Below are 7,308 nucleotides of genomic sequence, written 5' to 3'. Positions count from 1 at the left end.
TTTTTAATTAAACCCGTTCGCAAGATCTACAGCGGTTTAATCGAACAAGAATGGCCGAATATTCAGCGGATTATGGCTTCGTTGGCACAGAAGGATGTGACGCAGGCAACGATTGTGAGAAAGCTAGCCAGCTACGAACGGCAGAACCAAACTAAAAAGGCTTTATGGGAGTTGGAGAATATTTGTCGGACGTTGTACATCTTGGACTTTATTGATGATGTGACGTTACGACAGACTGTGCAAAAAGCACTCAACCGTGGAGAAGCTTATCATCGGTTTCGACGGGCGGTAGCTTATGTTAATGGTGGGAAGTTTCGGGTGAAAACTGAGGGTGAGCAGCAGATCTGGAATGAATGCTCGCGACTGATCTCTAATGCAGTCATTTACTACAATACGTTGCTGTTATCGCGGGTTTACGAGCAGAAACAGGCGGCTGACGACCAAGAGGCACTAGCGATTATTAAAGACATTTCTCCCGTAGCATGGCAGCATATCAATCTGTTTGGGACATTTGAGTTCAGTCCATCTACATCACAGGTCGATATTGATGCTTTGGTTGTTCGCTATGCTGACCCGACTTACTGGCATCAAGCGATTCAAGATGAAGCCGAATCTAATCTTGGCTCAAAGCCATGACTAGCAAGGGTTTGAAATGTACTTGTACATTTTTGGCGCGTTGGGCTATTTTAGCCTACTGCGGGCGATTCCTGCCGTACCTACTAAAGTTAAGACTCGCTCGTCTAGCGGCGATTTCCGGTCTTTGTCAGGGGAGCGGGCGATTCTAACTTCAGCCACGGACAAGTTACTAATACTTATATATATCTAACAGTATTTTATCACATGAGCTAGTTGTCGTTGGCGAAGCCTAGCCTCTGGCTAATCGGGTTAGTGTTCGAGCGTTGTCAAGCCCAGAACACAAAGATGGATTCGAGATCGGCTACTAAATTGTGTAGCCCTTAAATATTCTTTGATTCGTTCTGCGTTCGCGTAGCGTAGGCACAAGCCTAATCGGGAAATTCAGGTTGTCACTTGACAAGCATATTAGTTCGGGATTATGCTGGCTACTATATAGTTGTCACTTGACAACCCTATCGAAGCTTGCGCGTCGTCTGGCGACGATCGGACTAGTTAAATAATGCCGAGGTTACTATGTCACGACGATCTCACCCACACTCAGATATTGAAGATGCGCTAAAGTACGCCGAAGAAAATGGGTGGCGGATTGATGTTGGGGGAGGTCATTGCTGGGGTAAAATTTATTGCCCTTACAACGATAAGGAATGTAGAGGTGGAATATTTTGCAGATCTAGTGTTTGGAGTACTCCTCGAAATCCAGGGAATCATGCAAAGCAAATTAGGAAAGTTGTCGATAACTGCACGACTAATAAAAATCTAAATCATCTCAGCGAAGAAGAGGAATAAATATGCAGGAATATAGTTTCACTCTCAAGTTTAATTTTCAAGATGCTAGCACCGATCCAAACAGCTATATAGAGAAGCTATATGAAGGTGGGTGTGATGATGCTCTGATTGGCGTTGGTAAGCAGGGATCTATTGCATTAGATTTTATGCGTGAGGCACCATCAGCATTTGAGGCTATTTCTGGAGCAATAACTAATGTCAAAAAAGTGATCCCAACTGCTATCTTAATTGAAGCGTCTCCAGATTTTGTTGGTTTAACAGATATCGCTGATATTATTGGATGTACGCGCCAAAATATTAGAAATGTTATTGTAAACGACCGCTCTAGATCTCCATTACCCGTGTACGAGGGTACGCCATCAATCTGGCATCTGTCTGAGGTTTTAACTTGGTTGAAAGAAGATAAAACTTACACGATCGATGAAGCATTGTTAGAAGTTTCTAGAATAAACATGAACTTTAACATTGCTAGAAACTGGCGGAAGATCGAGCCTATGCTTCAAGAAAATATTAAAGCTCTAGTTGCTTAGATGATAATTCAATTGAGGATGAGTTTGAAGACTTCGATCGGATTAATCATCATAGATTTGACTAGTTTGTGAGGGTATCTAGCTTATCCAATAATTCTAGACCTCTATTCACATTTCCTAACTGCATGACAGTTTTACCCATTTTTATACCTAGTACTAGGCGGCATAAATAAAGCCGCATTTCAATTACAGAGTGGCTTACCTTTGTAAGTCCATTTAAAAGGCTTTGCCATTGTGCGATTAAAGTACTCTACAAATTCGAGAATCCGACTTTTTAGAGCATCAGTACTAGCAAAGTTACCTCTTCGCAATAGCTTCCGCATCAGAATCCCAAACCAAATTTCAATTTGATTCATCCATGAACAATGCTTGGGCGTAAAATGTACAACCAAGCGATGAGTGGGATCTGCCAAAAACTCAGATCTAGTAGACATCGAATGGAGAATGCCAGATTTGCCCTTACAGCCCAATTCAATCGGGACAGGTTCTAAGGAAGCGGCAAGACGAACTAAAGCTTCGGATTGATGAGTGTTCAGACAGTCCATGACTAGATGATATTTAGGCGCATGAGGCGATTGTGCCAACAGATGACTGACATGAGCCTCAAAGTCTTGCTCGGTTCGTGTATCTCCCACCGTGGCAAGGTCAATTGCGCCAGTGGCGACATTAAAACTGGCAATTAAAGTCTGAGTACCATGCCGAATGTACTCAAATTCCCTTTTTACACTACGTCCTGGTTTCATTGGAATGTCTGGCATTGTTCGTTCTAAAGCTTGAATTCCGGTCATTTCATCCAGGCTCAATGTGACTTCTCCCTCTAATGCTCGTGATTGTGCTAGTTCATAGACTTGACAGATATCTTCAACTTTAGGCTTGAATTGATGGTCGGGGGGGGGTTCAACCAGTAGTTACTCTGGTACGGTTTAAGGTCTGCTTCTTTGAGTAACCGTCCGACATGTCGTTCACTAATCGATTCGACTATCCCTTGTTTGACTAGTTCCAACGCCAATTCTCTTGCACTCCAGTGGCTGATGGGGCGGTCATACTGTGCTGGTGGGGCACAAGCGATTGCATATAGTTGAGTAATCTGCTCCATCGTGAACGTCGCTGGACTTCCAGGTCGCGATTCATCTTTAAGCCGCTCTCTTAGTGGTACTTCTGTTACTGATAATTCTCGCCACCTCCGCCGCCACAGGCGACTCATCTCTATGCCCACTCCTAATTCTTGAGCTATTTCTACATTACTTGAACCCGTCGCCGCTTGTAAAATAATTTTGGCACGTAAGGCTATCTGTTGTGGTGTACTTGTTCGTCTAAGCATCTGTTCTAACTCTTGACGTTCCGAGTCACTCAAGTCAATCTGGACTGCTTCAAGTTTTGGCATTATCTGTATTTCTTTTTCTCAAAAGCTCTCCTCCGATCATAGGGCTATTTATGCCGCCTTGTACTAGTATCGTTCAGCTCAAAGTCAGTGAAAGCCCCAATTGGCAAGCAGGGGTAAGTATTGCCAATAATCGGACTCCCAGCGTGGGGGAAATTCAAACTCAAGTCTTTGGCTCTCAGAATAACCTGACGGGTTTGGGCGATAGCGTTGGGGTGGCTTATGGTAAAAGTGAGGCGAGTAGCGTCTTCGATATTAACTATACGCTGCCACTCAATCCGCGTAATGGTACGCTGCGGCTTCAATATAGTAACTCGGCGAGTAGAGTCATCGAATCGCCATTTGACAGATTGGATATTAATAGTAAGGGGCAAGATTTTGGATTGACTTATCGCCAACCAATCATCCAAACTCCCGCGCGTGAATTTGCACTGGGCGCGACAATCGCTCGGCGCGAGACGGATACGGGCTATTTGTTCTCGGTTATCGGCGAACGGATTGCTTACCCGACTCCTGGCGCGGATGCTAATGGGTTGACAAGAGTGACAGCCGCGCGGTTTTTTCAAGACTATACAGTTAAGGATACCCAACAAGTGTTCGCCATGCGATCGCAGGTAAGTTTCGGTGTTAATGCGCTGGGTGCGACGATTAATTCTGGTTCGCCAGACAGTCAATTTTTGACTTGGCGGGGACAGGCTCAATACGTCCGCGCGCTGGCTCCTAATAGTATATTCCTGTTTAAGTTAGAGACTCAACTCGCCGATCGACCTTTACTCGCGCTCGAACAAATTGGCTTAGGGGGACAAGATACCGTGCGCGGCTACCGTCAGGATTTATTACTAGCTGATAATGGTGTCATCGCCAGTGCCGAAGTGAGGTTGCCGATTTTTACCACGCCTGAAAGTAAGCAAATACTTCAAGTCGTGCCCTTTCTCGATTTTGGCTGGGGATGGAATAAACCGAATAATCCTAGTCCCAATCCTACCCCAAGTACGATCGCCTCAGGCGGATTGGGGTTGCGCTATCAGGGTGGAGACAATTTTTCTGCCAAGTTAGACTATGGTATTCCGTTTAACGCGATCGATGCCACTAAACGCACTGGGCAAGAGAAAGGGTTTTATTTCTCGCTCAATTACAATCAATCGTTTTAAAGAAGGAGCGAAATTGGTGCGAATCCCCCTGTCTTGTCGGTTTTTTACATCACGGGAGAAACCCAGAATAAAACCGCCGCTAAATCCCCCTTAGAAAGGGGGACTTTAAAAGCCCCCTTTCCAAGGGGGTTGGGGGATTTAGATCTCCGCCGCAGCAACAAGATCGAATTTAGATAACTTTAAACTAATGAATCACAACAAAATATATCACTCGACTCTATTAATTAGCCTCCTCACCATCTTGCCTGCAACTGCGAGTAAACCGCCCCAAATTCCGACAGCGACTGCGGCAAATACTACCGCAGCTCCTAGCAATTCGCTCCTCACCGCCGCACAATCATTAAATCAACGCGGAGCCGAACTTTTAGCCGCAGGTAAAGCAGATAGAGCTTTGTCTAATTGGCAACAAGCACACAAGCTTTATACCCAAGCCAAAGATTCAAAAGGTATGATTGGTACTAAAATAAATCAAGCTCAAGCTCTCCAATCGTTAGGGTTTTATCGTCAAGCCTTACTAAATTTACAAGAAGTTAATACCACTCTGCAACAGCAACCAGATTCAGAGCTGAAAATGCAAGGTTTACTCGGATTGGGTAACTCACTGCGCGCCCTGAGAATGCTCGAACAAAAGACAACAACTGACAGCCAGGGGATAAATCTAGGTGCCAAAGAAACGCTAACTCAATCGCTCAAAATTGCGACAACGCGGCAAGATCGAGCCGCGATCGATCGGATTAATCTCAGCTTAGGTAATACGCTCAATCTCATTGGTGGTAAGGAACAATCGCAAGCCGCGATCGATACTTATGAAAAGATTGCCCTAGATGCGGCACCACTTATTCGCGTTCAGGCTCAAATTAATTTATACCGAATTCAATCGCAACCAGAACTAAAAACTGCGCCAAATACGCTGACATTTTTAACCGATACTCGGAAAGTTTTAGATCCGATCGCGCCCAGTCGCAGCACGGTTTATGCTTATATTAACCTGGCCGAAACCATCAAAAAAAATCAAGAAGGTAGTAAGATCGATCGCGAAATATTGATGCCAGCAGCGCGATTATTAACCACCGCGATCGAGCAAGCCAGAACGATTAAAGATTCCCGCAGTGAAGCTCAAGCGATCGGCTCTTTAGGTAGTTTATACGCTTTGACAGGGCAAAAGCTAGAAGCCAGAAATTTAACTCAAAAAGCCTTAGTAATTGCCGAAAATTTACCCGCTCCCGATTTAGCTTATCGACTCCATTGGCAACTAGGCAAAATTCTGACAGCTAATAATCCTCAAGAAAAAAATCTCGAAACGGCAACTTCCGCTTATCGTCAAGCCATCAATCATCTCAAATTATTACGTAACGATTTGAATGCGATCGATGCCGATTTACAATTTTCGTTCCGCGATAGTGTCGAACCAGTTTATCGCGAATATGTCAACCTGTTATTAAGAGATGGCAAACAAATATCTGAAGAGAATTTAGCCACTGCGCGCGATTTAATCGAATCGTTACAAGTTGCCGAATTAGAAAACTTTCTCCGTCAAGGCTGTTTGGATACATATACAGTCCAACTAGATAAAATCGATCGATCGGCAGTCGTAATTTATCCAATTATTTTACCCGATCGCGTGGCGACGATCGCCTCTATTCCGGGCAAACCCCTGCGCTATTACAGTCAAAAAATCTCCTCCGCCACAGTTGAAGAAACCGTCAGCCAACTGCAAACTAAAATTCAAGATTCTAAAATCGTCGATCTTAATTTTACGGCTAAACAAGAGCAGGCTTTCAAACAACAGTCCAAACAAATCTACGATCTGCTAATTGCTCCCCTCGCTGGAGATCTCGCCGCCGCTAAAACCAAAACATTAGTCTTCGTTTTAGATGGAGCATTCAGAACTATTCCGATGTCAGTATTGTACGACGGCAATAAATATTTAGTCGAAAATTACAATCTAGCATTAACACCAGGATTACAATTAGTTCCACCTCAAAATTCAACAGAGCGGATGCGATCGCAAGTTTTACTAGGTGGTATTTCGGAAAGTCGGCAAGGGTTTTCAGCTCTACCAGGTGTCAAACCCGAACTCGAATCGATTAGCCGTTTAGTGCCCCATCAAAAATTACTCAATGAGCAATTTAATAGTAATTTAGTTGCAACTAACTTAGTAGCCAGTAATGCCCCGATCGTTCATTTTGCTACTCACGGACAGTTTAGTTCTAAAGCCGAAGATACTTATATATTAACTTGGAATAATCGACTAAACCTCGACCAATTTAGTAATCTGCTTAAAGATCGCGGTACTCGCTCTGGTAATGCGATCGAGTTATTAGTACTAAGTGCTTGTCAGACAGCAACAGGCGATAACCGTGCTACGCTAGGATTAGCAGGCGTAGCAATTAAAGCACGCGCCAAAAGTACGATCGCCTCTTTATGGTCGGTTAGCGATGAGGCTACTCAAGATTTAATGGTTAACCTTTATCAAAATTTAGCCAATAAAAATCTCGGCAAAGGTGAATCTTTACGCCAAGCTCAACAGGCTCTACTCCGCAATCCTAAATATCGATCGCCCTACTATTGGGCACCATTTGTTTTGGTTGGAAACTGGCAATAAATCTCGACAAAAACTCACCCATACGGGTAATGTATTGTTAACATTCACAATTTATAAAAACATGGTTTTTCAACGTTACTTAGTTCCCATTAGTTTGACAATTACTACCGTGCTAATTGCACCTGTTCAAACTAATGCTGTTAAGTATGAAGCCAGGGCAATTTTAGCCAGAGATGTCGGTGCGATCGCCAAAAAAACTGTCGTCAGAATTGAATCGAC

Annotated in this window: 7 protein-coding genes; 5 read left to right on the top strand and 2 right to left on the bottom strand. The window is 43.9% G+C overall.

The window, feature by feature from the left end:
* From Q0R35_RS12750 to Q0R35_RS12745, 3 genes are all read left to right on the top strand, one after another.
* Positions 1-636: Tn3 family transposase (locus Q0R35_RS12750; protein ID WP_295618614.1), on the top strand; the 636-nt coding region annotated here is incomplete at its 5' end.
* Between the two features lie 513 nt (positions 637-1,149).
* Entirely contained in the window at positions 1,150-1,422 is a 273-nt protein-coding gene (locus Q0R35_RS19560; RefSeq protein ID WP_366944883.1) for a hypothetical protein, read from the top strand.
* A gap of 2 nt (positions 1,423-1,424) precedes the next feature.
* Positions 1,425-1,952: a DNA-binding protein gene (locus Q0R35_RS12745; protein WP_295618610.1), complete on the top strand. Its 528-nt coding sequence runs from the start codon at positions 1,425-1,427 to the stop codon at positions 1,950-1,952.
* Positions 1,953-2,134: 182 nt separating this feature from the next.
* Here the strand turns inward: Q0R35_RS12745 and Q0R35_RS12740 are convergent, their stop codons facing one another.
* Together Q0R35_RS12740 and Q0R35_RS12735 are read right to left on the bottom strand one after the other, a co-directional pair.
* On the bottom strand, positions 2,135-2,755 hold the full coding sequence (locus Q0R35_RS12740; RefSeq protein ID WP_295618607.1) for a transposase: 621 nt from the start codon (positions 2,753-2,755) through the stop codon (positions 2,135-2,137).
* Between the two features lie 32 nt (positions 2,756-2,787).
* The gene (locus tag Q0R35_RS12735; protein WP_295618605.1) at positions 2,788-3,336 is read right to left on the bottom strand and encodes a helix-turn-helix domain-containing protein; all 549 of its coding nucleotides are present in this window, start codon (positions 3,334-3,336) and stop codon (positions 2,788-2,790) included.
* Positions 3,337-3,386: 50 nt separating this feature from the next.
* Here Q0R35_RS12735 and Q0R35_RS12730 point away from each other — a divergent pair, with 50 nt between their 5' ends.
* Entirely contained in the window at positions 3,387-4,484 is a 1,098-nt protein-coding gene (locus Q0R35_RS12730) for a ShlB/FhaC/HecB family hemolysin secretion/activation protein (RefSeq protein WP_295618602.1), read from the top strand.
* Positions 4,485-4,671: 187 nt separating this feature from the next.
* Positions 4,672-7,089: a CHAT domain-containing protein gene (locus tag Q0R35_RS12725; RefSeq protein WP_295618600.1), complete on the top strand. Its 2,418-nt coding sequence runs from the start codon at positions 4,672-4,674 to the stop codon at positions 7,087-7,089.
* Positions 7,090-7,308: the final 219 nt, after the last annotated feature.

Origin of the sequence: Chamaesiphon sp. GL140_3_metabinner_50 (assembly GCF_025361915.1) — a bacterium.
GTDB lineage: Bacteria > Cyanobacteriota > Cyanobacteriia > Cyanobacteriales > Chamaesiphonaceae > Chamaesiphon.
The sequence above is the reverse complement of the archived record's forward strand: the minus strand, read 5'-3'. Positions and strand labels throughout refer to the sequence as shown.